This window comes from Enterococcus sp. AZ089 (assembly GCF_050547225.1).
In the GTDB taxonomy this organism is placed as follows: domain Bacteria; phylum Bacillota; class Bacilli; order Lactobacillales; family Enterococcaceae; genus Enterococcus_D; species Enterococcus_D entomosocium.
Genome location: NZ_CP172954.1, coordinates 147681 through 170278, shown reverse-complemented (window position 1 = coordinate 170278; position 22598 = coordinate 147681). Strand labels below are relative to the sequence as shown.

Genomic DNA, 22598 nt, shown 5'->3' with positions numbered 1-22598 from the left:
AGTTACAAAAATCAATCTTTTTTAAAATAAATGTATAGACATTTAAAATAAAACATGATACATTATCAATGTAATCGATTGCAAAAAGAAATTTAAGGAGTGAACTAATAATGAATGGTTTTATGGATAAGTTATCTGAAAAGATTTTGCCCTTGGCGAATGCCTTAGGACAAAATCGCTACCTGACCGTCTTGCGGGACGCGTTTATGCTTTCGTTCCCAATCACTATGTTTGGATCGATCGTGGTCGTTTTAAACAACCTGCCCTTCTTCAGTGATGCCACTAAAGGAACATTAGGAACGCTGTTTGGCAATGGGCAAAATGCAACAATGAGTATCATGACTGTTTTCGTTACTTTCGGTATCGGCTATTATTTATCAAAATCATATGATGTGGAAGGGATTTTTGGCGGCGCCGTTTCTTTTGCCAGCTTTTTGATCTTAACTCCTTTCTTTATGACTACTGAATCTGGCGAAACGATCTCCGGCGTGCTGTCTCTTGATCGTCTTGGCGCAAAAGGGATGTTTATCGGGATGATCGCAGCATTTTTGGCAGCTGAAATCTATTGCCGCATCACAAAACGCGGCTGGCAGATCAAAATGCCTGATGGGGTACCACCAGCAGTTTCTAAATCTTTTGCCGCTTTGATTCCAGCAATTATCACCTTAACGGTATTCTTAGTGATCAATGCCATCATGACGGGTGTCTTCAATGCCAACTTGCATGACCTGGTTTATGAATTGATCCAAAAACCATTGACTGGACTAGGCAGCAGCTTGCCAGCAACTCTATTGGCTTTGTTCTTTGTTCAATTCCTTTGGTTCTTCGGTCTACATGGTCAAATCATCGTCAACTCTGTGATGGACCCGATTTGGAATACATTGATGTTAGACAACTTAGAAGCGTATCAAAATGGGGATGCACTGCCGCATATCGTCACAAAACCATTTATGGAAACCTTTACTGTTGGATTAGGCGGTTCTGGTATGACGTTAGCCGTTGTTATCTTGATGGCTTTCGTATTGAAGAAAAAACAATACCGCGATGTGGGTCGCTTGGCTTTAGCACCAGGGATCTTTAACGTCAACGAACCAGCAATCTTCGGTATGCCGATCGTCTTGAATGCGACAATCCTGATTCCTTGGGTCGTGGCACCTCTTGTGGTAACGACCTTCAACTACTTAGTGATGGCGGCTGGACTTGTTCCTGCACCAACTGGTGTTTCTGTTCCTTGGACCGTTCCAGTGGTCTTCAGTGGTGTCTTAGCAACCAACTCTTGGTTAGGTGGTTTGCTGCAAGTCATTGACGTGGTGATCGTCGGCTTAATCTGGTATCCATTCTTACGTGTTTTAGATCGCCAAGCAGAACCATCGATCGATTAAGCGCAACGGCTGGCTGAATTTTTTCAGTCAGCCGTTCTTTTTATAAAAAAACCAAGGTTTGATTGTCGAAACCGCTTTTTTCAGCTATACTTCTTGCGAGGTGATCAGATGCCAAAATACCAAGAAATTGCCAATATTTTACGCACACGTATCAAAAACAAAACGTATCCGCCTGACAGCTTACTGCCGAATCAAACTGATTTAGTCGAAGAATTCGGAGTCAGCCGGATGACCGTCAAAAAAGCCATCGGTATTTTAGCCATGGAAGGACTGGTTTATTCTCAGCGGGGCGCTGGAACAAAAATATTGAACCACCCATTCTTAAAAAAAGACACCACTGCTTTAACGGTCTATGAAGGCTTGTCAACAGAAATGGGCAAAGCTGGCCGCAAGCTAGTCAGTCAGGTCATCGATTTTCAAGTCGAATTTCCTGACCAAACGATCCAAGAAAAGTTGATGTTGACGGAAGAACAGCCGATCTATAGTATTGTCCGCTTGCGGATTCTTGAAGACCAGCCGTTTATTTTAGAATATACCTATATGCCGGTCCATTTGGTGCCCAATTTAACTCGTGGCCATTTAGAAAGTTCTATCTATCGTTATGTCAAAGAGGAACTAGGGGTCCAGTTTGCTGGGGCCTACCGCACCATCGCCGCTGATAAAAGTACCGCGTACGATCAACAGTATTTGGACTGTAAAGCCGATGATCCGGTCTTAGAGATTGAACAGATCGTCTATCAGAAAAATGGCTCACCCATCGAATTTTCCCGTAGTCGCAACCGTTATGACGTGCGGGCCTACTCTTATTTAGATGTCCAGCACTAAAAAGACCTATCCACGGTTTTCTTCCATCAGAAACCGTGGGCAGGTCTTTTTGTTGTTGCATTCGTTGCTTCGTTTATTTTTTTGCTGAGGGTTGGAATCGTTTCAGCCGCAAGGCATTTAATAAAACGGATACCGAGCTGAAGCTCATGGCCGCCCCGGCGATCATTGGATTGAGCAAGGGGCCGCCGAAAAGATGCAACACACCCATTGCGACAGGAATGCCTAAGACGTTATAAGCAAAAGCCCAGAAAAGATTTTCTTTGATGTTTTTGATGGTTGCCCGACTTAACTCGATCGCTGATGGGACGTCCATCAGATCGCTGCGCATCAGTACGATGTCTGCCGATTCGATGGCGACATCGGTACCAGAGCCAATCGCGATCCCTACATCGGCTTGGGCTAACGCCGGCGCATCATTGATCCCGTCACCTACCATCGCAACCTTTTGGCCTTTGGCTTGCAGGCCGGCTACTTTGGCGGCTTTATCTTCTGGCAAGACGTCACTGATTACTTCATCGATACCGACTTGTTTGGCGATGGCTTGGGCTGTCCGAGCATTGTCGCCAGTGATCATTGCTACGTACAAGCCCATTTGATGCAGACGTTCAATGGCTTTTCGACTGCTTTCTTTGATAGTATCTGCCACAGCGATGATCCCGATCGCTTCGCCGTCTTTGGCAACATACATCGGTGTTTTCCCTTCGTGAGCCAATTGTTGGGCTTGCTCGATCAGGCCATCGATGGCAACGTTTTGTTTTTCCAGCCATTTCTGGTTGCCTAATAGGACTGGACTGCCAGCAATCGTGCCTTGAATCCCATGCCCCGGAATCGCTTCAAACCCGTCAACTTCTTGCAGGGCGAGGGCTTGCGTGCGGGCTTCGATCACAATGGCTTCGCCTAATGGATGTTCTGAGCCTTTTTCAACAGAAGCCGCCAGCTGCAGCAATTCCGTCGGCGTGTGGTTGCCGGCAGGCAGGAGATCGGTTACGACTGGTTTGCCTTCTGTGATCGTGCCGGTTTTATCAAAGACGATCGTCGTCACGTTTCTAGCTGTTTCTAACGCATCGCCGCTTTTGATCAAGACGCCATTTTCTGCCCCTTTGCCCGCACCCACCATGATGGCGGTCGGTGTCGCTAATCCTAAGGCACACGGACAAGCAATCACTAATACAGAGATCGTAATGGTCAATGAGAAGATCCAGGTTTCTTGTCCTAAGAAAAACCAGGCAAGTCCTGCAAAAACCGCCAAGACCATGACAATCGGGACAAACACACCCGAAACTTTATCTGCCATGCGGGCAATCGGCGCTTTGGAGCCTTGGGCATTTTCTACTAACTGAATGATTTGCGCTAACGTTGAATCTTCTCCCACATTGGTGGCTTCGTATTGAAACGAGCCATTTTTGTTGATACTAGCGCCGATCACCCGATCACCGACTTGTTTTTCGATAGGTAAGCTTTCTCCGGTGATCATTGATTCATCGATGGCAGAGCGTCCTTGGGTAACGATCCCATCCACAGGAATCTTTTCACCAGGTCGTACGACTAAGATATCGCCGGCTGCGACTTCTTCAATACCCACTTCGACTTCTTCGGCTTGATTCCCGCTGCCGCGAAGCACGCGGGCTTTTTTCGGTGCGAGATCCAACAACTTCTTGATGGCTTCGGAGGTTTTGCCCTTTGAGACCGACTCAAGGTATTTTCCTAAGGTCACTAATGCCAAAATAACGGCGGCCGTTTCATAGTACAAGTGCATCGCATAGTGGGTCGTGCCCAGGTAGACCATCACGGTCCCATAAATACTATAAAAGAAGGCAGCACTGGTTCCCAATGCGACGAGGGAATCCATGTTAGGATGGCCTTTCCAAAGCGCTTTGAAACCAGCAATGTAAAAGGCGCGACCGAGGACCATCACCGGTAAGACTAAAATCAATTGAGTGGTAACGAAATTGACTGGATAGGCCATTGGATCTAAAAAGCCAGGGATCGGCAAACCGATCATTTCCCCCATCGTCAAATAGAACAAGGGGATCGTAAAGAGCGCCGAAAGCCAAAACCGTTGCCATAAAGCACGAATCTCTGCCTGTTTTGAATCCGCCTTGTCGGCAGAAGCGGTCGGCAGCTGTGCGTCATAGCCCGCCTCTTTCACGGCAGCTGCGATCTTCGCGGCGGACACTTGGTCTTGTTGATAGCTGACCGTCAGTTTTTCTGTCGCCAGATTGACGGAGGCTTGCTCCACACCCGCTAATTTTTGGACAGCTTTTTCTACTGTTTGGGCACAAGACGCACAGGTCATGCCCGAGATGGCAAAGGTCTCTTGTCTTTGAGAGCCGATCAGTTGATAGCCCGCTGCTTTGATGGCCTCAGCGAGTGTTTCTTCGGTGAGCTGCTGCTCATCATAACGAATATGTAATTTTTCAGTAGCCAAATTGACAGCTGCTTGGTCGACCCCCGCCAGCTTGCTGACTGTTTTTTCGACTGTCTGGGAACAAGACGCACAGGTCATCCCTTTTACCCCATAATTCTTTTCGATCATTGTTTCCTTCCTCCTTGCTTGCTATGCAAACCCATTCACCTTTTGTGTTTACAGTTGTAATCTTCTTCTACTTTACAATTATCGTTTACACTTGTCAACGATAATACTCAAAAAAAGGACGTTCTCCTTTGAAGCGGCCCAAAAAGCGAGACTTTTGGTCTACCTTTGGGCGGTCGCTACAGGTGGAACGTACTTTTTTCTAAGAAACGATCACTGCCGTTGCAGGGGTCGTTTCGCTTATTCAGGTATTGGCTTTAGGAGGCTAGCACTCTTGCCCGTTGGTTTTGATCAGCTCTTGATACCAGTAGAAGCTGTCTTTCTTGTAGCGTGCCAGTGACCCTTCTTGGGTTTCATCTTGGTCGACATAGACAAAGCCATAGCGTTTTTGGTAGCCGTTCAACCAGCTTAGCAAATCAGTGAAGGACCAGGTGCAATAGCCAAGAACTTCCGCGCCGTCGCTGATCGCTTCTTTGATGGCATGGACATGCCCTGCTAAATAATCGATGCGGTATTGGTCATGGATTTGGTGATCGTCTGTTAGTTTATCGTATTCACCAAGTCCGTTTTCCGTAATGATCACAGGCACCCGATAACGGCTAGTGATTCGGCGTAAAGCGATCCGCAGCCCTTGAGGATCGATCTCCCAATCCCAATTCGTCCGTTCCACAAATGGATTTTCAGCTTTTTTGAACATTCCTGGTGTCCCGGTTTCTTCGGAGCTACCTTTTTTCCCAGTGGTGTTCATTTTACCGGCACCGACACCATCTAATGGATTGTAGGCATTCGTTGCTGTTTGGTAATAGTTGATCCCTAAGAAATCTGGTTTTGCTGAACGCAGCAAGTCCATATCTCCTGGTTCAATCGTTGGTGCGATCCCTTGCTCTTTCAAGTAATTCATTGCGGCAATCGGGTATTCGCCCCATAGATAGACGTCTAACCAATAATGCGCCATCAAGTCTTCGGCATTTTCAGCTGCCAAAATATTTTTCGGGTCGCTGTTGATTGGGTAGTTTGGTGAGTAGGCGAAACTTGGTCCGATTTTCCCTGGGATTTTCATCTCATGGAACTTGTTGATCACCGACGCATTTGCCAAGTTAGCGATATGATTGACTTCATACATCCGTTTAGGATCGGTCACTCCTGGTGGATGGGCAGCTAAAAGATAGCCTAAAGAAGTAAAGATATTTTGTTCATTCAAGCTGACCCAATAGTGAACTTTGCCGCGAAAGGCTTCAAATAATACGGCCGCATAGTTGGTGAAATCTTCAATGATTTTGCGAGATTCCCAGCCGCCATATTCTTCTTGCAACGTACGTGGCAGATCCCAATGGTACAAGGTCACCATTGGTTCGATCCCTGCTTTAATCAGCTCATCGATCAATGCTAAATAAAAGTCTAACCCTGCTTGATTGACTTCTCCTCGTCCTTCTGGAAAAATCCGTGTCCATGCAATGGAAAAACGATAGGTTTTCAATCCTTGTTCTTTCATCAAGGCAACATCTTCTTTGAAGCGGTGGTAATGGTCGACCGCGACATCTCCGTTCGTTGCTTTAAAGGTTTTGCCTGGAATGCGGACAAAATCGTCCCAAACTGAAGCGCCTTTGCCGTCTTCTTGCCATGCGCCCTCTACTTGATAGGCTGCTGATGCTGAACCCCATAAGAAATCGTTGGGGAATTCTTTTAGTTGTTTATGATCCAATTGTTTCCCTTCTTTCTGTTTGATGATACCCCTTTCTTAAGTATACCGATAATTGCCTGATTTGTCATAAGAAGATTTTTTACCTGTGCCAAGAAAGCCGATGGCACGCAAAAAACATCCGTGCAAGCAGTGGGTTACTCCTTGTACGGATGCGGACTAGCTATGGATCATGCGTCAAATTGTGCCTGATAGAGTGAGGCATAACGCCCCTCTTTGGCTACTAACTCTTCGTGGGTCCCTTGCTCTACGATATTGCCCTGTTCCACCACGAGGATCGTGTCGGCATGTCGAATCGTGGACAAGCGATGGGCGATCACAAAGGAGGTTTTGCCTTTCATCAATTTGGTCATCGCTGCTTGGATCAGCAGCTCCGTTTGCGTGTCGACATTTGATGTGGCTTCATCAAGAATCAGCAGATCGGCATCTAACAGCATTGCTCGCGCAATCGTCAATAGTTGTTTTTGCCCTTGTGAAATACCGGTCCCGTCTTCAGAAATCAAAGTATCATAGCCTTTTGGCAGGCTCATAATAAAGTCATGGATATGGGCGGCTTGTGCAGCAGCTTGGACTTCTGCCATCGTCGCATTCGCCTTGCCGTAGGCCAAATTTTCAAAAATCGTTCCCGTGAACAGCCACGTGTCTTGCAGCACCATCGCATAGCTTTGCCGTAAGCTGCGGCGTGTCGCTTGGCGGATATTTTTGCCGTCTAACCGAATCGCTCCTTGGTCAGGGTCATAAAACCGCATCAAGAGGTTCACGATGGTGGTTTTCCCGGCTCCGGTTGGTCCGACGATCGCGACCAAGCTGCCAGCTGGTACTTGCAGCGAAAGGTCTTTGATGATGGGCTGCTGTGCTTGATAGCCGAAGGTCACATGGTCAAAGGCGACCTCACCAGACACCTCGTGGTATTCGTAGGCTCCAGGAACATCAGAAACTTCCGGTTCTTCATCCAGCAAACGGAAGATCCGTTCTGCCGCCGCCAATGCCGATTGCAAATCACTGAAGATGTTGGCTAACTCATTGATTGGTCCTGAGAATTTTCTGGAGTAAAGAACAAAGGAAGAAACATTCCCTAATGTCAGATGACCGAACAAAAACAGCAAGGCGCCAAACATACTGATCAAGGACAACGACAGATTGTTGATAAAGTTGATGGAAGGACCAGTCATACTACCGTAGTACTCGGCATTGTAATAGGCATCCACCGCTTCTTGGTTTTTTTCGTCAAAACGGCTGATGATCGCTTCTTCTTGGTTATACAGCTTGATCGTTTGCTGACCAGAAATAATCTCTTCCACAAAGCCGTTCAGCTCACCTAATTTGCGGGAACGACGGCGAAACAATGGTTGAAATTTGCTCATCAAAAAGCGGGTCAAAAAGATCGAAGCGGGAACCGTTACGACAAAAATCAGCACCAGCAGCGGCGAAATCAAAACCATCATCACAAACGAACCAATGATCGTCACAAGACTGCTGAGGACTTGAATGGCATCGCTGGCCAATGACGTATTGATGGTATCGACGTCATAACTGATGCGGCTGATGATATCCCCAGTGGCGACCCGGTCAAAATACCCCACTGGCAATTCGGTGATTTTATCAAAAATCGCCTTGCGCATCGCTGCCACCACCCGCTGACTCAAGCGGATCATCATGAGCGAAATCAGATAACTAAGAAGGGAAGACGCAAGATAAAACAGGAGCATCAGCCCACAATAAAAGAAGACTCGTTCAAAAATGACCTTGCCGGGACCCGGTTGAATAGCATCAATGGCGTACCCGGAAAGCAACGGGCCCACCAAGGCGAAGATGTTGCTGACCATCATTAAAATAGCGGCTGCCAACAGGAGTCCTTTGTACTCGTAGAGATAGCCCCACAAACGCCGGAGTGTTTTCTTGCTATCCTTGGGTTTTTCCGTTTTTTTCTTCGGCATCGTCGGCACCTCCTGTCTGACCTTGATAAATGGCTTGGTAGATCGCATTTTCTGCTAGTAATTCTTGGTGACTGCCAAAACCGTTCATTTGACCATTTTCCAGTACCAAAATTTTGTCGGCATGCTGGATCGAGCTGATCCGCTGCGCGATCAAGACCGTCGTCGTCTGTTGAAACTGCTGTTTCAGGACCTTGCGCAACTGAGCGTCGGTCCGATAATCCAGCGCACTGGCAGAATCATCCAAAATCAAAATTTCCGGATCCCCCGCCAATGCCCGCGATAACAAGACCCGCTGCTTTTGACCGCCGCTTAAATTGCTGCCTTTGGCATGCAGTGGATGAGCTAAGCGCATGGGTAGTTGATTGATAAACTCCTTGGCTTGGGCGCGAGCCGCCGCTTCTTCGATCTGCTCTTTGGAAAACCGCCGGCCAAAAGCGATATTTTCTTCGATCGTTTCCGCAAAAAGCACGTCTTTTTGTAAGACGACACCGAATAACTGATGCAGCTCCGTCGGATCGATGGAGCGAATGTCGCGACCAGCGATGCGAATCATGCCCTTCGTTGGGTCATAGAGCCGCAGCAGTAGTTTGACGATCGTTGATTTTCCACTACCAGTCGCACCGATGATCCCTAAGGTTTCTCCCGGCTGCAAGGAAAAATCGATGTCTTTCAGCACCCGAGTGCCATTAGGATAAGTGAAGGAAACTTTTTCAAAAACGATATGCGCCGACTCTTCTTTGACAGGCGCCTCAATGACTTGCATATTTTGCGGCAGGCGCAAGACGGATTGGATCCGATCGGCAGAAGCGAGCCCCTTCGACACGATTACAAAGATGCGAGTGATACTGAGCATGGCATTCAAAATGATCGTAAAATAGGTCAAAAAGGCAATGATGACCCCTGGTTGGGTCAACCCTTGATTGACGCGAAAGGCACTGACGACGATCACTAGCGTCAGTCCGATATTCAAAAATAGGTCCATCAGGGGTGGTGTCGCAGCCATGGTTCGATTAGCAGTGGTTTCCGCAGCTACTACGTCTTGATTGACGTGGTCAAAGCGCTTTTTCTCGTAATCTGCTTTAGACAAGGCCTTGATCACCCGAGCCCCAGTTACATTTTCTCGGACAGTCCGCACCAACACATCCACTTGCTTTTGCAATGAGGCAAACAAGGGGATCCCCCGTTTTGAGATGGTGACTGCTGCCACTAAAGTGAAGGGCAAGACGCCTACTAAGACCAGTGTCAAAACGGGATCTAATGTAGCAGTGATCATGATTCCCCCTAATAACAGAATCGGGGCACGAATCCCCATCCGTTGGATCATCCCTATCGTTTGATGGATGTTGTAAGTGTCTGTCGTCAAGCGAGACACCAAGGAAGGGATCCCGACTTCTTCGACTTGCGGAATCGACAGATAGGAAACTTTTTCAAATAAGTCATGGCGTATACTACCAGTGGTATCGCGAGCAACACTGGAGGCCATCCGATTGGCGATGATATTGGTGACAACTGCGATGATGGAGCAGACCACCATCGCCCCGCCCCAAGCAAAAATTGCTGATACTTGCTTCGTGGGAATCACAGAATCGATGATATACGCCAAAATCCAAGGCAATAGCAAGTCCATCAATGACCCGAAGAATTTGATGCTGACGCCAAGGGAAATGCGGCCGATATAGGGTTTTAAATATTGAGTCAAAAGATTCATTCCATCGCCTCAACTTTCGCTAAAAGCCGTTGGGAATTTTCTTTGACGATTTCCAGATCAGCGATCAACTGCTGCTGTTGGGCAGCAGAAAAACCTGCTACGACTTGTTCATTCCAGCTTTGAAGCAGCTGTTGGATCTTTGGTTGGACAACAAGTGCTTTTTCGGTTGGATAAACCAGTAATTGTCGTTTGTCGGTGGGACTGCTGGTTCTAGTGACAAATCCTCGTTCTTCTAAGATCGCTAGTTGACGGGCAACATTGCTTTTATTAACAAAAATCTTCTTGGCTAAGGCTTCTTGACTGATCCCCGGTTGACGGCAAATGTTTAAGATATAGGTATGATGCATCCCACCTAAACCAAATTTTTTCAGTTCTTTTTCCCGATAAAGGGTGGCGAGACGGGCAATATGATTGATTGAGCGGATAATGGCTTCCATGAGCACTCCTGCCTTTCTTGGTTCTTCAAAGTGTCTTATCTATTATAAGGAATAATCGTTGCGCACGCAACGATTATTGTTTCTCTCGGAAAAAAATAGGTACACTGTTGCTGATCAACAAAAAAAGAACTTCAGCCCTCTCGCTGAAGTTCTTTTCTGATTCATTTTATTCAGATTCTTTCAATAAAGCTTGTACGACCTTACGACGACGATACAGCTGTCTTGTTTTCCAGCTGATAAAGCCGATGAGTAAAGCGATCCAAGAAATGATCGTCAGCCATAAAGCTCCGTCGAAAAACCAAGGTGCGTCATAGTCAACGACTAAGACATTCTCCCCTGCTTGCTGTTGGACAGAAACGGCACCAATGGCACTCAAAGAGACATCTTTCTCAGTTAGTGGCTGCTGATTGAGGGTCAATTCAGTATAGCGGTAATTGATGATCGGTAACGCCTTCCACGCCTCTTGATCACCTTGCCAACGTAAAGTAAGTTTCCCGTTTTCTACGGTTTTTGCCACGGTATCATTTTTTTCAATGATTTCTTCCCCGTACAAATTGTACTTGTTCTTCTTGGTCTCTTGATAGAGGGGCAGATAATCTGGGGTAGAACGTTGATACAGCGCTAATGCTAAGGACTTGTCTTTACTAAAATAGGCTTCCTTCAATTGCGCTTCAGATTCCGCCGAGAGATAGGTGTGGTTTCGCAGTGAAACTGCCGCTTCATCGGAGTGCCAGTCCTGCATTTTGACCGTGTTTTGGATCAGGATTTGACCAACACTCAAAACTAAAACGAGGACGAACCAACGCGGATTTGCCAATGGCTTGCCCCGATAATAAGGAACCAGCAGGCACAAACCGACTAAGATTAAAATCGTGGCAGGAACAAAGAACCGAAAAGGGAATTGTAGTAAATTGATCACACCATTGTCCAGACTGCCTAGCCATTGCCAAGGAATAGCGTTCGATGATAAAACGAAAAAGACCGCTGCAGCTGCTGTCATTAATTTGAAGCCGCCGGATAGACGAGGCCATACACGAATCGCACCGCAAAAGAACAAGGCACATAAGATTGGCAGCAGGTACGGAGTCGTCCACCAATAGCTGCTGGTTCCAGTAATGGTATTGTTCTGCATGTTGCGATTCACAAAAGGCGCGATCAACGTGTTACTCGTATAGAGATCCAACATCCCTAACCAAATATTGGCGGTCAGCAGCAAGAAAATCCCGATCGCTCCTGCTAAGCGCAGCACCAATTGTCGTTTTTCTTCGCCGGAAGTTCCAACAAAAAAGGCGCGTAAGAAAAAGGGCACATATAAGAGCACTAACAAGATGCTTGAAAACACATGGATTTGAAATAAGACCGCCACGGAAACCCCTACCGCAAAAGGCCGCAACCGTTTATGTTCCCCTAGTGCGATCAGTGGAATCAGACACAGCGGTAACACGGCTGCTCCCCAAGCAGAAAAGCCCTGCCGCTCAATCCAATACTGGACAGAATAGGTCGCCATAAACAGGATGCTCATCCCCACTGACAGCCAGCCATTGACTCGTAGTTTCTTTAATAAGCCAAACATCGAAAACCCTGCTAGCAGATAGAGCAGCCCATTGGCGAGCAGTTGGTAGGAAAACCACGAAGGACTCAGCAAGACCAGCAGACCTTGGAAATAGGCAAAAAAGGGACCGTATAATGCATTGACGATACGAGCAGATTGCTGAAACCCGTAGATAGAAAGAAAATATTGAAAATTGCCCTCTTTGATCTGCTGGCTGGTCTCATAAAAACGATTGAAGTGAAAGACCACATCAGAGCCCAAAATCATGCCTTGGCCTAAGATCTGCGGTAATAAAAAAACACCACTCATTGCAATCAGAATCACCACTTGCCAGAAAAGCGGCTTTTGTACTATTTTTTGTTTCAAAAAAAAACCTCCTTGCACCTTTTCGGTACGCTCATAAAAAGAGTACCAGATAGGGACGAGGAGGGGAAAAAGAAAGCTTAGTGAAAAGGGATACATGGTAAAAATTTAACCAATTACTAAACTTTTCTAGGTTTTAGGTGGTCGTTTCTTTACTTTTTCTCAAATTTATTGGGTGATCGTTTGCCAGCTTTCCAGTAGTTCGCTTAAAAGCGGGACGACCGTTTCTGCAGGGGCTGCCTCTTTTTGGACATTGGCACTGACTAGCTGATCGTACATATAGCCATACAGCTGATCGAGATCTTCAGCAATAGCGCCGCCTTGCTCACGGTCTAAAGAGACCCGTAATTCCAATAAAATATTCTGCGCCTTGACAAATTGCTGATGGGCTTGGCTCAACTCTTCTTTTTCCAATGCGATCACTGCTAATTTGATGTTTTTGATGGCTGCTTGCAACAGCATTTCAATCAGTTTGTTGGGGGAGGCACTCATTACTTGGTTCTGCAGATAGTTGTTTTGCATTTTTTGATAATTCATCTTTTTTTCCTCACTATAAATCAAATTCGACGAAGGCGGCACTGTCTTCTTGCTGCAAATACGTTTTGACAAGATTGTTTTTGCGGTTCAAACGCCCCAATTCTTGTTTGATCTCTTGCTGCTGGGCTTTGACCTGGTCTAGGAACGCTTGATACGCTTGGATCACTTGTTGCGCCAATGCACTGGTTTGTGGACTATGGCTCTGTTCTTCTGCTTGCATGGCTGCTATGACCGCTGCATTGGCTGCCATCAAACGACTGGCTTCTTCGCTGTCGCCGCGCCATTGGGCAAAACCAGTTAAAATCTGATTCAAACGTTCATCTAATGATACGTGTGGCTCCATAGGTTGTTTCCTTTCTTGTTGACGAGGGTTTCTTATGCGAATGAAAAAGTGACTGCTTTAATCGGCTATCCTGCCTAGTTTGACGTATTGGCAAACTGATTGCTTAGGTAACTCAGCTGATTTTCAGCCTCCATCATCACGGAGTCTAATTTGGTAAACATTGTGATGTAACGCTCTTTTTTCATTGCTAAAATATCATCAAACCGTGTAATCTGTTTGTTCAAATCCTTGATGGTACTGTCATAGGTCGCAGATTTGGTGGCAATGATCCCTTTATTGGCTGAAGTATTGACGACATAGCTGTTGGCTAATTCTTTTAGCGCTAATGTATAGCCGGTCTCTTTCGTACTCGCAGTGCCATCGGCTTCTTTGGTTTTCGTACTTGCATAAAAGAAGGACTTCACAGCAGCGGGATCTTCCGCTAGGGCTTCTTTTAACTTGGTCGTATCCAGTCCCAATGTACCATCATTATCGACGGTGGAGATGCCTAGCTTATTAGCAGTCAGCTTTGATCCGCTGACGGCTGGAATGGTGATCAAATTTCGCAATTGAGTCTGTAGACGGGTCAACGCACTGTCTCCCACCAAGGTCCCCGTCTTGTTGTTTTCACTACTAGGATCTCCCACGGTCAAATTATCGCCGATAAAACTCATCAAGCTATTGTATTGATCCACTAATCCTTGTACTGCATCAACGACTTTCGAAGTATCATTGGCTAAAGAAAGCGTCACATGCTCCTCGCTTTTTTTCGCTAACGTCAGAGTGACACCATCGATAACATCCGTCACACTATTGCTGTCGCGGGTGATCTCCATGCCGTCTAGTTCAAAAATAGCCGGTTGGCCTTGCGTCGTAGCCGCAGTTGAACCGATCCCTAATCCTTCGGCGGCATTGCCGTCGATCAAGAAGTTTTTGTCGCCCATTTTCGTATTCGTTAAAATCAAACGGTTATCCACGATGCTCGCTGCAACGAAGGTCGTCTTGCTTTGGCCATTGATCTTAGCTGCCACATCTTTTAAGCTGTCTTCGGCAGTGATCTCGATCGAAGCGGTGATCGGTTTGCCATCTTCATCGACTTCCGAACTGGTCAATGACAGCTGACCACTGACATTTAGGGCCGTTTTGCTACTTTGAGCTACTTGACTCCCCGTCACCTTCGTGGCTGTTGCTAGTTGGTTGACTTTTAGATCATAGGTGCCTTCTGGGGCTTCCGTTGTTCCTGCAATTGAAGCGATACTACTATTGGTGGTCGTCGCTTTTTTTGTTTGATAAGCATCATCTTTTTGTAACGCATCGACTTTTGACAAAAAGTTAGTCAAGCGAGTGCTGATATCACTCCATGCCGTTTTTTGTGCTTTAAGCGACGTGATTTTATTCTCAGCACGGGTCTTATTGATCGCATCTGCCGCCAATAATTTTTCAATATCTTCTGAAGTCACGCCAGAATAACTCCCTAGCGTTGTACTGATTCCTGAACTGCTGGTTACACTTGCCATAGTTTCATCCCTTTCGATCGACCGCAATGCCCATGTCATCCCATATTTTTCCAATCACATCTAGCATGTTGGCTGGTGGGATCTCTTTGATCACTTCGTTGGTCTGCATATCCACTAAACGCACCATCGTACGCCCTGTGCGCTCATGTACTTCATAAGCCAATTTCATATCTTTGCCAAGTAGTCGCTGATTCACTTCCTCCACGGAGGCTGCGATCTTGTGCTGATCGGCTACTGAAAAATAGTGGATCGGCGGTTCAGTGACCACTGTCCGTTCCTTTTTCTCCGCCATTTTCCCCTCTTGGTGTTGCGGCTGAAGGTTGGCGGTCTCTGGATCTAGGGATTCGATCGGACGTGCTTTAGCGACCGACGCAACGGCTTCGATCGGGTGTATTCCTGACATTGGCTGAATATCCATCAGAGCTTCCTCATTTCTAAGCGTTTTTGTGCTGCTATGTAAAACACAAGAACTGCGCTTCCCCTAGGCAGTCCTTGTGTCAGTGGTTCACTTGATCAAAAATTATCCTTGTAACAAGCTCAATACGCTGTTAGGCATTGAGTTTGCTTGTGCCAACATTGAAGTTGCTGCTTGAGAAAGGATGTTGCTCTTCGTAAAGCTCATCATTTCTTGGGCCATATCAACGTCACGGATACGTGAGTTTGCTTCAGATAGGTTTTCTTGTGTTGTACCTAAGTTGTTGATTGTGTGTTCTAGACGGTTTTGCGCCGCACCAAGATCCGCACGTTGTGCAGAAACTGCTTTGATCGCTTCATCGATTTTCGTGATTGGGTTGTTTTCAACGCTGACAGTTGCCGCTGCTGCTTTGCCTTCATCAGAAGCGGTAAATGTTGCTAAAGCATCATCGTATGTTTTTTGAGCTGTTGCTTTTGCTGTATCATCCGCAGCTGTATCGATGGCTGTTTGTAATTCAGCAACTGTTTTACCAGCTGCCGCATCAACTGTGCCGTCCGCTGCATATTTTGTTGTAGCATCTGCTTTGAAGGCAGTCGCTACTGCTTTATCTTTTGCTGCAGCAACAGCTTTGGCATCGCTTGTGTCAATGGCTTGTGTTAAATCTAAGCCTTTTACTTTCAATGCAGATGAGCTCATGTTGTTGATTGAAACGCCCATTGTTTGGTTTGCGTTGGCACCGATTTGGAAAGTGAATGATTTCGCATCATCGCCTTCACCAGTTAACAAGCTTTTTGTATTGAATTCAGTGGTATTGCTGATACGATCGATTTCATCAGACAATGCGGTGTATTCTTTGTTGATCGCACTGCGGTCGTCATCACTTAACGTACCGTTTGAACTTTGAACCGCAAGGTCACGCATACGGCCTAAGATGCTGTGGGTTTCATTTAATGCACCTTCTGCTGTTTGGATCAATGAGATACCATCTTGTGCATTGCTTTTTGCTTGTGACAAACCGCCGATTTGGCCTTTCATTTTTTCAGAAATTGCTAAGCCAGCTGCGTCGTCCCCAGCTTTGTTGATGCGTAAGCCTGAAGATAATTTAGACAAAGAATTGCTTTTAGAAGCATTTGCTGCCGTTAGGCGTGAGTAAGTATTCAATGCTGAAACGTTTGTATTGATTCTCATGTGTAGTTCCTCCTAATTTTTATTCGCTAAGGTTTCCCTCTGCTACTATTTATCGGAAGAAACCGTTCAGGGTTAAGCCTTTTTTCTAAAAAAAATAAAAAACTTTTGCTCCCGTCAAAGAACAAAAGTTTTTTGGGTTAATTTAAATAATCTAGAATGGACATCTGCATGATCTTTGTTCCCATTGCTAATGTTGAGCGGTAGGCAGTCATTTGATTTTGATATTCCATATACTTTTCCGCAATATCGACGTCTTGTTTGTTGGACAGTGTTTCGGTCAAGTTCAGCTTTTCCGTCTCATTTCGATCAGCTGCCGCCTCCAAGCGATTGTAGAGGGTGCCGATCTGCGCCCGTACATTCACTACATTGGTGGCATGCTGGTCATGAGCAGTTAAAAGCTCGCCCCCTAAGGCATCTTTATCATCACTGCGCAACGCAGACAATAAATCATTGAAGTAGGTGCTTAAATTTTGGGGATCCGTAGCGGTGCCCGTCTCGTTCATCAGTCGATCACCGCTGGCTAACAGATCCACCGAGACCCCGTTTGCGATTTCTCGGGGCAAGTCTTCACTGGTGCCATTGTATTTGATACCGACGATGGCGTCATTTTCTTTGACGATCTCAAAAGGCGCCGTCGTCGTATTCGTTCCGCTAAATAAATAGCGGCCATCAAAGTTGGTATTTAATGATTCAACGATACCTGCGATCTCTTGCTCGATCTCTGAACGATTTGCGCCTAATTCCTCACTGCCGGCTGTCGCATTGGCAGAAGATTGAACCAATGAGCGAATCCGCAGCATCGAGGTACTGACGCTTTCTAAAGCAGAATCTTGGGCTTTTGTCCAAGAAATACTGTCTTTGATCGTATTATTGTAGGTTTTGTTTTGATTTAACGACACATTGAGATCCATGATTTTTGAAACCAGCAGTGGATTATCCGAGGACTTGCTGACTTCTTTCAAGCTCGATAGCTGATTCAACGTGGATTGGACTTTGGAGGCGTTGGTTCCTAGATTTCGTAAAAAATCATTGTAGGTGATTGAATTGGAAATACGCATGTTCTACACTCCTGTTCGATTGATCAATGTGTCTAACATTTCAGAAACGACCGATAATATGCGGGCATTGGCCTGAAATCCTTGTTGGAAACGAATCACATCTGACATTTCTTCATTTAATGAAACACCGGACACCGATTGATTTTTGTATTCTAGTTGATTCAGCAGCGACAATTGGGCACTGACCGTATTGTCGGCTTGCTGTTTTGAGATCCCGTTTTTGGTGACGATGCTGTTAAAATAACTGCTGACACTCATGCCGGATGCTGCATTAGCAAACGTCAATGTCTCAGAATCAAAAGAAGCGATCGTCTTTTCTGACAACGGGAAATCCAATTTGGCACTGCTGAGTTTGGCCATTGCAGCAGCTCTTGAACCATCTCCTGCTGCATTGCTCGTTCCGCCGGTCACCAGACTTGGGTTATCTAACAGTGCTTGGCTGACCCGAATCGTCGTCGCTGTGCCGGTATCATCTTGGCCGATCTCAAATAGTCCGCTTGTACGAGAAGCGCCGCCGGTAAAGACCATGTTCATGGCTTGCGCGATCGTCGTCGTAAAGTTGTTCAATTCCGTCAAGCGACTGCCGATTTCACTAGATGATGCTTGCAGGCCACCGATCGCCCCTTCTTTGATCGGCAATTCTGTATAGGCGGTGTCGCCATTGTCGGTGGTTTTCGTCAACAAGACGGTTCCAGCTGGATAAGACCCCGTGATGGTTTCGGCAGGATTCAAGGCGTTGCCGTCTTTGGAAACTAAGGCGCCTGTGTCGCTTTGTCCCACCACCACACTAAGGGTATTGCGTTCCTCCGCACTTAAAATCGTCTGTCCGCTCATAGATACAAACCCACGGCCATATTGATCGGTCTTGGTTTCGATCCCTGCTAGACCCGAGAGATCTTTCAACAGACTGTCTCGACGATCTAAGAGATCATTGGGTGTTTCACCACTTGTCGTCAACCCATAGATTTGTTCATTCAAGGATTGCAGCTGCTTGACCTTCTCATTGAAGTCCAGCGCGGATTTTTCGATGGTATCCAGCGTGTCGCTTTGCAGCTGCGTCATTTGTTTGCCCATTTGGTTGATGGTATCGGCAAACGTACTGCTGTTTTCCAGCACAAGGGTCTTAGACGTATCCAGTTCAGGATTGTTGGCTAATGCGGTCCAAGAATCAAACATCGTTGCCAGCTGTTTGGACAGTCCGTTGTCGGAAGGCTCATTCATTAAACTTTCCAGCTGTCCTAATATGTCTGCTTTTTGTTCATAATATGTATAGGTAGAATTGGCATTGCGTACTTGTCCAATGACAAAATCATCGACGATCCGTTCGACACTGCCGACTTTCACACCCATACCGATGCTGCCGACACCCGCTAGATGGTAAGACGCTTCGGCTTGCAAGTTGACTCGTTGTCTTGAGTAGCCGTCTGTATTGGTATTTGCAATGTTGTGGCTGCTGGTTTGCAACGCTGCTTGATTGGCGGTCATGCCCCGGGTTGCGGTGCCTAATGAACCGAATAGTCCTGTCATAGTAGTACTCCTTACATTTTTTGATCGATGATCGCTGTTGAGACTGCTTGTTTTTCTTGGTATTTCGAATACGTATTTGCCGGTGTCTTGATATTTTCTTTGACTGCATCCATCAAAACGGTTTGGAAACTAATGGCTTGTTCCGTCAGCAGGAGATTCTCGGCTTGCTGCACTTGGATCTGGCGGATGAGTTCTTTGATCGCCACTGAAAGAGTTCCTTCATACGTGGAAAAAACGGGTACGAAGGCGGTTTTTTTCTCGACGAGTTCTGGTAATTTTTCTGCTTGATTTTTGATCAAGCAGGTCTTTTCTTTTTGCAGCAACCGCAAGAACTGCTGTAGCTGACGCTCAAATTCCCGTTCTGTCATCTAGTCGACCTGCTTTTCATCTTGCTGCAGCATTTTATCGGCGATTGTTTCGGCAGATATTTGGTAGGTGCCTTCTTTGATCGCTCGTTTCAATTCTGCCACTCGTTCACTGCGACTGGCTGTTTGATTGGCACTCTTTTGAATGGCTTGAGCTGTTTCGGACAATTGAACATCGACGGTTTTTTCTGTCTGAGCAGCAGTTGGCTTTTCTTGTTTGACCGCTTCACGTTTGATAGCCTTGTCGCTGTATTCTGCGTAACCTCTTTCGATTTTCATAGGTTCTCCTCCGTTCTCATTCTTCTACCCTCTACTATCGGTCAAATCACAAAAAAGTTAAACCCATATGTTTAACTTTTTGCGATTTCTTCAAATTAATGCAAATTGTGGATGCGTTGTTTTTGCGAAAGAATGTTGGTGATCCGTACGCCGAAGTTTTCATTGATGACCACGACTTCCCCAGTGGCGATCAGTTTGCCGTTCAACAAAATCTCTAGCGGTTCATCCGTCAGTTTTTCCAGTTCGATGACGGACCCTGTATTGAAAGATAAAATGTCCTTAATGGTTTTTTTGCTGCGGCCTAACACGACACTTAGATCCAGTGGCACATCAAGAATCAAGTCCAAATTATCCCCATCGCTCACCCCGCTAGAGGCCAATGTTTGAAACGCCGGTTTGCTGACTTCAACGGGTTTTGATGTAGCCGCCGGTTCAGGGGTAGGCGCAGCAACGGGTGCCGTTGGCTGCGGTGTTGGTGTTTCTCGAGTAACGACAGTCGCTTCATCGGACAGCATCGCACTGGCGATATCGTTAACCACCGGATCCGTAAAGATCTGCATGATTTTGCTTTCGATCAGACCTTCGACGCGCAAAGAAAATGAGATACAATAAATCTCTTCCTCTGCCTCGATCCCGCTATACTCAATGTTTTCTGGTGTCTCCCATAGTTTGACGATCGGCGGTAAGATATCCACTTTACGGCTGATCATCGTCGCCATCGAAGTCGAGGCAGTCCCAATCATTTGGTTCATGGCTTCTGCCACAGCACTTAGCTCTAATTCCGTGAATTGGGTGTTGCTGGTTTCACCGGTTCCCCCCATCATCAAATCAGCGATCACGATGGCATCTTTGACTTCTAACAGCATCAAATTACTGCCTAAAAGGCCTTCTTTAAATTCAACTGTCGTTGCTACTTTTGGTGCAACGAGGTCGTTTAAGATCTCACCAAATTTGATTTTAGACACCCGGGGAGTCGTGATGCTGACCCGACGATCAAGAATGGACGACAACGTCGTCGCCGCTTGCGACATGGAGATATTGCCAACTTCGCCGATAATGTCGACTTTGACTTGCTCTTCTAATCCTTGCGGCTGGGCTGGGGCACTTTGATTCAACAATGCATCGATTTCTGCTTGGGATAAACGTTCACTCATAGTTCTTGCTCCTCTTCTAACTTGTCTAATAATTCAATGGCTAAATGGTCCTCTTGCTTCCCAGGTTTTGCTCGGAAGTAAGGTTTTCCATCGATGAAGGTCTCTAATGGTTCAGTAATTTTTTTGTCTAGTTTGATGACATCGCCTTCTTCTAAGTGGAGAAACTCAGAAAGACTCATTTGAGCATGGCCCAGCAGAACTTCTAGATTCAATCCGACCCCATTCAAACTTTTTTGCAACTCGCGGCTATCGTCTTGGTTGACTGGCTGATTGCTATCAAACCAATTGCGGAAACTTAATTTATCAATGATCCCTTCAAAGAAGACATAGGGGATACATAGATTGATAAAATGTTTCACTTCAAAAATTTTGATAGTAAAGGTCACTAACACGACGGGTTCGTTGGGCGACATGTTTTGCATCAATTGCGGATTCGTATCGATTCCATCCAAAACCGAATCCAAGGCAACGATGTCCTTCCAAACATTTTGGTAGACCCGTACAAATTGTGCTACTACTTCTTCCAAGATCGCTGTTTCAATATCAGTAAAACTTTTTTTCTCGCTAAAATCCATTTCGATCGGCTTGTTTTGATAAACATCCAATCCGCCGCACAACAACTCCACCAACATCATACACAGTTGTGGGTTCATCTCGATCATTTGGATCCCGCTCAAAGGCTGCGAATGAAAGAGCCCCAACAAAGTAAATTTTGGTATCGAATGGATAAATTCGTCATAACTGACTTGTTCGATAGCTGCCAACTGCAAAGAAACATTGGTCCGCAGTTGGGTAGAAAGCATGCTGCTGCTCATCTTCGAGAAATCCTCGAAGATCATGTGCAGGGTATTGACGTATTCTTTCGACAGCTTTGTTGGTCGGCGAAAATCGTAGGCTTTCACTTTGGCTTGTTTGTCTTCTATCTCAATAATTTCTTGATCGATCTCTCCGCTGCTCATCGCATTCAACAATAAATCAATCTCTTGCTGCGTCAATACCTGATCCACACTAATCCCCCATTTTTTTAAAAAATCATGTGATCGATTTGAATCACACTGGCTACTTTTTCACCGATCGTCACGACCCCAACGGCATGTTCTGTCTCTTGATTGCTTAGTTGGATATCGTCTTCGGTGATATCAAGAACTTCAATTACTTCTTCTACGAGGACCCCTTTGGTCTCCTCTTGCTTCTTCATGATCAATATGTTTTTTTCGTAGGCTGGTTCCATGATGGGAATCAATTTTGCCAAACGAATCACCGTTACGACAGACCCCCGCAGATTGATCAACCCTTCCACCCACTCTGGTGCTAAGGGCACCTTCGTAAAAGAAGGGGCATCAATGACCTCGTCCACCGAGTCCGCCGAGATCAAATAGTACTGCTGAGCCATTTTGAAAAGAATCATCTGCATGTCGCTATCCTCCTAGGCATTAGGCAAAGGCTTTGTCGATGGCAGTGATTACGCGGTCCGTGTCAAAGGGCTTCACGATAAAGTCCACCGCACCGGCGCGAATCGCATCCATCACCATTCCTTGTTGTCCCATGGCACTGCACATTACGACTTTGGCCTGCGCATCAAACGTGCGGATCATTTTTAATGCCTCTAAGCCATCCACTTCTGGCATCGTGATATCCATAGTCACTAAGTCTGGTGTCGTTGCTTGGTATTTTTCAAAAGCCTCTTGGCCATTTTGGGCTTCCCCCACGACTTCATAGCCGTTTTTTTCTAAAATATCCTTTAATTTCATGCGCATAAATACCGCATCATCCACGATCAATACTTTTTTTGACATTGTA

At 46.0% G+C, this 22598-nt stretch carries 21 protein-coding genes; 2 read left to right on the top strand and 19 right to left on the bottom strand.

Features of this window, described 5'->3' with window-relative positions:
- Nucleotides 1–110: 110 nt before the first annotated feature.
- Entirely contained in the window at nucleotides 111–1382 is a 1272-nt protein-coding gene (gene celB / locus IGJ01_RS00795) for a PTS cellobiose transporter subunit IIC (protein WP_005226670.1), read from the top strand.
- 108 nt (nucleotides 1383–1490) lie between these two features.
- Nucleotides 1491–2207 carry a GntR family transcriptional regulator gene (locus IGJ01_RS00790; RefSeq protein ID WP_005226669.1) on the top strand — a complete coding sequence of 239 codons (717 nt, stop codon included), beginning with the start codon at nucleotides 1491–1493 and terminating at the stop codon, nucleotides 2205–2207.
- A gap of 73 nt (nucleotides 2208–2280) precedes the next feature.
- On the opposite strand, the gene IGJ01_RS00785 is transcribed toward IGJ01_RS00790, so the two are convergent.
- The 19 genes from IGJ01_RS00785 to IGJ01_RS00695 all read right to left on the bottom strand — a co-directional run bounded on the left by IGJ01_RS00785 (nucleotide 2281) and on the right by IGJ01_RS00695 (nucleotide 22594).
- Nucleotides 2281–4743 (bottom strand): heavy metal translocating P-type ATPase, encoded by a 2463-nt coding sequence (locus IGJ01_RS00785; protein WP_016619548.1) that lies wholly within the window; start codon nucleotides 4741–4743, stop codon nucleotides 2281–2283.
- A 262-nt stretch (nucleotides 4744–5005) separates the two neighbouring features.
- Nucleotides 5006–6442 (bottom strand): glycoside hydrolase family 1 protein, encoded by a 1437-nt coding sequence (locus IGJ01_RS00780; RefSeq protein WP_008376556.1) that lies wholly within the window; start codon nucleotides 6440–6442, stop codon nucleotides 5006–5008.
- 167 nt (nucleotides 6443–6609) lie between these two features.
- Complete coding sequence (locus tag IGJ01_RS00775) at nucleotides 6610–8376, bottom strand: ABC transporter ATP-binding protein (protein ID WP_016611591.1); 1767 nt, start codon at nucleotides 8374–8376, stop codon at nucleotides 6610–6612.
- Nucleotides 8342–10084 (bottom strand): ABC transporter ATP-binding protein, encoded by a 1743-nt coding sequence (locus IGJ01_RS00770; protein WP_016611593.1) that lies wholly within the window; start codon nucleotides 10082–10084, stop codon nucleotides 8342–8344. The genes IGJ01_RS00775 and IGJ01_RS00770 overlap by 35 nt, the downstream gene beginning before the upstream one ends.
- Complete coding sequence (locus IGJ01_RS00765; protein ID WP_016611594.1) at nucleotides 10081–10521, bottom strand: MarR family winged helix-turn-helix transcriptional regulator; 441 nt, start codon at nucleotides 10519–10521, stop codon at nucleotides 10081–10083. The genes IGJ01_RS00770 and IGJ01_RS00765 overlap by 4 nt, the downstream gene beginning before the upstream one ends.
- A gap of 166 nt (nucleotides 10522–10687) precedes the next feature.
- Nucleotides 10688–12439 (bottom strand): hypothetical protein, encoded by a 1752-nt coding sequence (locus IGJ01_RS00760; protein ID WP_008376564.1) that lies wholly within the window; start codon nucleotides 12437–12439, stop codon nucleotides 10688–10690.
- A 165-nt stretch (nucleotides 12440–12604) separates the two neighbouring features.
- Nucleotides 12605–12973 carry a flagellar export chaperone FliS gene (gene fliS, locus IGJ01_RS00755; RefSeq protein ID WP_008376567.1) on the bottom strand — a complete coding sequence of 123 codons (369 nt, stop codon included), beginning with the start codon at nucleotides 12971–12973 and terminating at the stop codon, nucleotides 12605–12607.
- Nucleotides 12974–12986: 13 nt separating this feature from the next.
- Nucleotides 12987–13316: a hypothetical protein gene (locus IGJ01_RS00750; RefSeq protein WP_081117664.1), complete on the bottom strand. Its 330-nt coding sequence runs from the start codon at nucleotides 13314–13316 to the stop codon at nucleotides 12987–12989.
- A gap of 74 nt (nucleotides 13317–13390) precedes the next feature.
- Nucleotides 13391–14812 (bottom strand): flagellar filament capping protein FliD, encoded by a 1422-nt coding sequence (gene fliD, locus IGJ01_RS00745; RefSeq protein ID WP_016611598.1) that lies wholly within the window; start codon nucleotides 14810–14812, stop codon nucleotides 13391–13393.
- Between the two features lie 4 nt (nucleotides 14813–14816).
- Entirely contained in the window at nucleotides 14817–15230 is a 414-nt protein-coding gene (locus IGJ01_RS00740; protein ID WP_016611599.1) for a flagellar protein FlaG, read from the bottom strand.
- Nucleotides 15231–15332: 102 nt separating this feature from the next.
- Nucleotides 15333–16415 carry a flagellin gene (locus IGJ01_RS00735; RefSeq protein WP_008376575.1) on the bottom strand — a complete coding sequence of 361 codons (1083 nt, stop codon included), beginning with the start codon at nucleotides 16413–16415 and terminating at the stop codon, nucleotides 15333–15335.
- A 137-nt stretch (nucleotides 16416–16552) separates the two neighbouring features.
- Nucleotides 16553–17473, bottom strand: a complete 921-nt coding sequence (gene flgL / locus IGJ01_RS00730; RefSeq protein WP_008376577.1) for a flagellar hook-associated protein FlgL — start codon at nucleotides 17471–17473, stop codon at nucleotides 16553–16555.
- A 3-nt stretch (nucleotides 17474–17476) separates the two neighbouring features.
- Nucleotides 17477–19000: a flagellar hook-associated protein FlgK gene (gene flgK / locus IGJ01_RS00725; RefSeq protein ID WP_016619540.1), complete on the bottom strand. Its 1524-nt coding sequence runs from the start codon at nucleotides 18998–19000 to the stop codon at nucleotides 17477–17479.
- A gap of 11 nt (nucleotides 19001–19011) precedes the next feature.
- The gene (locus IGJ01_RS00720; RefSeq protein WP_016609029.1) at nucleotides 19012–19368 is read right to left on the bottom strand and encodes a hypothetical protein; all 357 of its coding nucleotides are present in this window, start codon (nucleotides 19366–19368) and stop codon (nucleotides 19012–19014) included.
- Nucleotides 19369–19644 (bottom strand): flagellar biosynthesis anti-sigma factor FlgM, encoded by a 276-nt coding sequence (flgM, locus tag IGJ01_RS00715; protein ID WP_016619539.1) that lies wholly within the window; start codon nucleotides 19642–19644, stop codon nucleotides 19369–19371.
- Between the two features lie 95 nt (nucleotides 19645–19739).
- Nucleotides 19740–20798, bottom strand: coding sequence for a flagellar motor switch phosphatase FliY (gene fliY, locus IGJ01_RS00710; protein ID WP_016619538.1), 1059 nt, complete (start codon nucleotides 20796–20798; stop codon nucleotides 19740–19742).
- Nucleotides 20795–21805 (bottom strand): flagellar motor switch protein FliM, encoded by a 1011-nt coding sequence (gene fliM, locus IGJ01_RS00705; RefSeq protein WP_008376586.1) that lies wholly within the window; start codon nucleotides 21803–21805, stop codon nucleotides 20795–20797. The genes fliY and fliM overlap by 4 nt, the downstream gene beginning before the upstream one ends.
- Nucleotides 21806–21822: 17 nt before the next feature.
- Entirely contained in the window at nucleotides 21823–22212 is a 390-nt protein-coding gene (locus tag IGJ01_RS00700; protein WP_005226635.1) for a chemotaxis protein CheW, read from the bottom strand.
- Between the two features lie 19 nt (nucleotides 22213–22231).
- Nucleotides 22232–22594, bottom strand: coding sequence for a response regulator (locus IGJ01_RS00695; protein ID WP_003129084.1), 363 nt, complete (start codon nucleotides 22592–22594; stop codon nucleotides 22232–22234).
- Nucleotides 22595–22598: the final 4 nt, after the last annotated feature.

What these genes read in the sequence shown, in the direction of transcription:
- celB (WP_005226670.1), top strand. Translation starts at nt 111, where the DNA reads ATGAATGGTTTTATGGATAAGTTATCTGAAAAGATTTTGCCCTTGGCG.
- IGJ01_RS00790 (WP_005226669.1), top strand. Translation starts at nt 1,491, where the DNA reads ATGCCAAAATACCAAGAAATTGCCAATATTTTACGCACACGTATCAAA.
- IGJ01_RS00785 (WP_016619548.1), bottom strand. Translation starts at nt 4,743, where the DNA reads ATGATCGAAAAGAATTATGGGGTAAAAGGGATGACCTGTGCGTCTTGT.
- IGJ01_RS00775 (WP_016611591.1), bottom strand. Translation starts at nt 8,376, where the DNA reads ATGCCGAAGAAAAAAACGGAAAAACCCAAGGATAGCAAGAAAACACTC.
- IGJ01_RS00770 (WP_016611593.1), bottom strand. Translation starts at nt 10,084, where the DNA reads ATGAATCTTTTGACTCAATATTTAAAACCCTATATCGGCCGCATTTCC.
- IGJ01_RS00765 (WP_016611594.1), bottom strand. Translation starts at nt 10,521, where the DNA reads ATGGAAGCCATTATCCGCTCAATCAATCATATTGCCCGTCTCGCCACC.
- fliS (WP_008376567.1), bottom strand. Translation starts at nt 12,973, where the DNA reads ATGAATTATCAAAAAATGCAAAACAACTATCTGCAGAACCAAGTAATG.
- IGJ01_RS00750 (WP_081117664.1), bottom strand. Translation starts at nt 13,316, where the DNA reads ATGGAGCCACACGTATCATTAGATGAACGTTTGAATCAGATTTTAACT.
- fliD (WP_016611598.1), bottom strand. Translation starts at nt 14,812, where the DNA reads ATGGCAAGTGTAACCAGCAGTTCAGGAATCAGTACAACGCTAGGGAGT.
- IGJ01_RS00740 (WP_016611599.1), bottom strand. Translation starts at nt 15,230, where the DNA reads ATGGATATTCAGCCAATGTCAGGAATACACCCGATCGAAGCCGTTGCG.
- IGJ01_RS00735 (WP_008376575.1), bottom strand. Translation starts at nt 16,415, where the DNA reads ATGAGAATCAATACAAACGTTTCAGCATTGAATACTTACTCACGCCTA.
- flgL (WP_008376577.1), bottom strand. Translation starts at nt 17,473, where the DNA reads ATGCGTATTTCCAATTCAATCACCTACAATGATTTTTTACGAAATCTA.
- flgK (WP_016619540.1), bottom strand. Translation starts at nt 19,000, where the DNA reads ATGACAGGACTATTCGGTTCATTAGGCACCGCAACCCGGGGCATGACC.
- IGJ01_RS00720 (WP_016609029.1), bottom strand. Translation starts at nt 19,368, where the DNA reads ATGACAGAACGGGAATTTGAGCGTCAGCTACAGCAGTTCTTGCGGTTG.
- flgM (WP_016619539.1), bottom strand. Translation starts at nt 19,644, where the DNA reads ATGAAAATCGAAAGAGGTTACGCAGAATACAGCGACAAGGCTATCAAA.
- fliY (WP_016619538.1), bottom strand. Translation starts at nt 20,798, where the DNA reads ATGAGTGAACGTTTATCCCAAGCAGAAATCGATGCATTGTTGAATCAA.
- IGJ01_RS00700 (WP_005226635.1), bottom strand. Translation starts at nt 22,212, where the DNA reads ATGCAGATGATTCTTTTCAAAATGGCTCAGCAGTACTATTTGATCTCG.
- IGJ01_RS00695 (WP_003129084.1), bottom strand. Translation starts at nt 22,594, where the DNA reads ATGTCAAAAAAAGTATTGATCGTGGATGATGCGGTATTTATGCGCATG.